The sequence below is a fragment of the Geobacillus sp. CCR genome (genome assembly GCF_052906625.1).
On the sequence record NZ_JBREBQ010000078.1, the window covers coordinates 1 to 3,376 of the forward strand.

Below are 3,376 nucleotides of genomic sequence, written 5' to 3' on the forward strand. Positions count from 1 at the left end.
GACCTTTTTGACTTGAACGTTCATAAGAGAAAAACTCCTTTACGTTCCTTGTGTGTCAAGGATTCATTCGACATCGGAACGAAAAAATCCTCCCGATTTTCGTCGAGAGGGTGCGAAATGTGAGTTATTCCGTGTTACCTCCGGAAGAAGACGGCGGACGCGTTGTTTCGCCTTGTTCACGATCGTCTGTTTGGTGGATGCCGTCGACGCCGTTTCCTCCGCCGGCTGCGACGATTCTTCTCCTAAACGACGTCCGAAAAGACGAATCCCATCCATCCAGGCAATCATTGCCTTGAAAAACGCCCTGAGTCCCTTGTCTGTCCAACTGCGGCGGTATTTCACCCGATACGCCAACTGGCTCATCACGCTTTCAGCCCTCCCCATCGGATACATGCCCGTTGTGTCCACTCCTTGCTCCTTCAGCCATTCCCGGTAATCACGGATGCATCCCGGCATCGATTCGATCCGGTGGATCAAGGCAGCCAGCTGTTGTTCTTTCGCTTCGTCCCCCAGCGTGCCGAGGGCGCTGTTCAGTTCCACAAGCAACCCCTCTTCATCCTGCTTCGCCAGCTTTTGCCGAATCGCCTGCCACCGTGGATGGCCCGAGAGGCATTGGCGCAACTCACGCGCCACGTGGAATCGATCCAATTGGAAGCAGACCCGTCCCTTGAAATACTCCCGGCACGCGGTAATCCATGGAGCGCCGTCCCCGTTGATGACAAGAAGATCCCGACACGGATCATAGGCATATTCGTTCATCAAAAATTCCTCGAAGCCTTCCCACACCTCCCTCTTGCCCTCATGGACGTAATGGCGCTGATTCACGAATTCGATCCGTGAGCCGTTGCGCTTCCACCCTTCGTGAACGGTCAGGATTTTGTCTTCCTTGGCCCGTTTTCCCTTCCCTTGGCGAGTGATAAACAGTCCATCGGCCTCTACAAACAGCACCCGTCCATATCGCTGGTCAACCGGGCAGTGCAGCGGAGCTTCAGCTTCGAGCACCAACTGGCGGATCGCCTCATGGCTCATCACCGGATACCCGACCATCTGGGCAAGCGTACGAGCCGCTTTGCGATAGGAAGAGCACTCCACAGCCAATCCCACCGCTGTTTCTTCTAGACAAGGGCTGATTGACTGTGATCCATCAAACGCTAAAAAGGAGTCAAGCAAAAACGTGTAACGGTTTTGTTCTCGGTCTAAATAGTAGTTTCGCTCAAAGGTAACTTCGCCAAACAGGGTTTGAATCGTGGTGCGTCGTTTGTCTTTCAAGTGGTACCGGCGCTTGTCCCGGGTTTCCGCCAATTGTCGGTCGATGTCCTCCAACAGAGCCGTAAACAGCTCAGCGAAGGCGTTTTGCAGGGCTCGAAACAAATCAAGTTCGATCTCTTTCCATGTCAACGAATTTGTGGTAAGATGTTGTTGAATATTCATGGGACTCTCTCCTCCTGTTTGGGTGTTTTGGTCAATCATTATCATAATAGGGAGAGAGTCCTTTTTCATGTTTTGGACTTCGGATCCTACCGCGGCTTCGCTTGGTGGCCCCGATGAGAGAGATTGCGAACCTACGTTCCCAACCCCCTCATCGGGGAATTCTAAGAATTTCTCCCACAAACATTTTACTCACACATGCCATTCGTCAGTTTGTGAAGGAAAAATTAGAGCTGATTATGCGGGAAGAAATCAAACATTTCCTCGAAATCGAACAGGCGGACACATCCAATATGAGAAACGGCTACTATCAACGAAATCTAGATACACAATATGGCCGGATTGAAGGTCTTTTGGTCCCTAGAGACCGAAACGGAGAATTTCAAACGCAGCTGCTTGCCCCTTACCAACGCCACACGGGCTGGCTTGAGGAAGCCATCATCAGGATGTATCAAAGTGGCATGAGTACACGTGAAATTGGCAAGTTCATTGAGCGAATTTTAGGCAATGCCTATTCTCCTGCAACGATCAGTCGTATTACCGATGTAGTGAAGGAAGACATCGAGAAATGGCACACTCGTCCACTGCACAAGCGTTATTCCGTCTTATATTTGGATGGTTTATACGTAAAACTTCGTCGCGAAACCGTGGAGAAAGAAGCCATTTATGTGGTGTTAGGGGTGAATGAAGAAGGATATCGCGAAATTCTTGATTTCTTTGTGGGGGGACAGGAAAGCGCCTATGTATGGCAGGAAATTCTTCAACACCTCTACCAAAGAGGCGTCAAGGAAGTGCTTCTTGGCGTCTTCGATGGCCTTCCGGGGCTGGAGGAAGCCTTTAAGGCGGTGTATCCGAAAGCCGATGTGCAGCGCTGTGTCGTGCACAAAGTCCGCAACACCCTCAGCCGTGTTCGGAAAAAAGACCAATTCGAAGTGGCCGAGGATCTCAAGCTGATTTATCGCGCGCCGAATAAGGAGATGGCGTTACAAATGTTTCAACAGTTTGAGTCGAAGTGGTCCAGCAAATATCCAAGAGGAGTTCAATCTTGGGCCAATGAGTTGGATGTCCTCCTTACATTTATGGATTATCCAAGCAGTAGTTCGAAGTGTGATTTATACGACCAATGCCATCGAACGAACGATTAAGGAGATTCGGAAACGTCTAAAGCCGATGAACAGTTTGAGCAGTTTAGAAGCTGCGGAAAAAGTCGTGTATTTAACCATTCAAGATTTTAATGAGAAATGGGCAGGGCGAAAGTTGCGAGGATTTGCCGAAGCGCATGAAGCCCTCGAGCGAATTTCTCCCTTTCCACACAGGAGACTGAATATTCAGTCTCCTGTGTGGAGAAAATCAGTCCCCTATCAATTCAAATCCATTTCAGAGAAACCCTACCCCATTTACATTACACAAAATTCTTGACGGTACCTATTGACCAACACATCCTTTAGTTGAATAGTTTATTTAAACACGATTTAAATGCGTGTCTTTAAAATGTGTTGGATATTTTAATCCATAACCAATCATCCTATCCATTCCGATATGGGCAGACCATATTAAACCTATCTCTAAAACAACTTCGTTTGATAACAATACTCCTAAGATAACAGCTCCAATTGGTAAACTATATGTATGAAATAAATTATAAAGCACTGCACCAACCTTATTATTGAATAAATAACCTATCATTGATATATCTGGAGCTAATAACAAAACGAAAAACAAAAGCCAACTAAATTGATTATAAGAGTAAAAATAAAGACTTAACAATAGGATAGCTACCCCTTCTAGGTGTAAAAGAATTTTATTCATAATATTCTCCCTTCAGGCGTGTTGATTATCCAATAAAATCCAAAGGGTATAGAAAAAAGAGCACCTTTCCTGTAGAATGTGAGTAGCGACACAAACAAACCCAGGAGGTGCTCTCTATGAACAAGCATACCACACTCCC

The 3,376-nt window shown here is 47.0% G+C and carries 2 protein-coding genes and 1 pseudogene; 1 reads left to right on the forward strand and 2 read right to left on the reverse strand.

The genetic code is table 11. The features are described 5' to 3' along the window. Positions 1 to 63: 63 nt before the first annotated feature. A complete protein-coding gene (locus tag ACVBDQ_RS17785; RefSeq protein WP_394606839.1) occupies positions 64 to 1,431 on the reverse strand; it encodes an ISLre2 family transposase in 1,368 nt (455 codons plus the stop codon). A 158-nt stretch (positions 1,432 to 1,589) separates the two neighbouring features. Here ACVBDQ_RS17785 and ACVBDQ_RS17790 point away from each other — a divergent pair. Beyond that, a pseudogene (locus ACVBDQ_RS17790) lies at positions 1,590 to 2,847 on the forward strand (IS256 family transposase). Positions 2,848 to 2,889: 42 nt separating this feature from the next. Here the strand turns inward: ACVBDQ_RS17790 and ACVBDQ_RS17795 are convergent. Then, positions 2,890 to 3,237: a DUF4260 domain-containing protein gene (locus tag ACVBDQ_RS17795; RefSeq protein WP_015374613.1), complete on the reverse strand. Its 348-nt coding sequence runs from the start codon at positions 3,235 to 3,237 to the stop codon at positions 2,890 to 2,892. Between the last annotated feature and the right edge of the window lie 139 nt (positions 3,238 to 3,376).

Bases quoted from the DNA above. Each gene is read 5' to 3' on its own strand.
- ACVBDQ_RS17785 (WP_394606839.1), bottom strand. From the start codon at position 1,431: ATGAATATTCAACAACATCTTACCACAAATTCGTTGACATGGAAAGAG.
- ACVBDQ_RS17795 (WP_015374613.1), bottom strand. From the start codon at position 3,237: ATGAATAAAATTCTTTTACACCTAGAAGGGGTAGCTATCCTATTGTTA.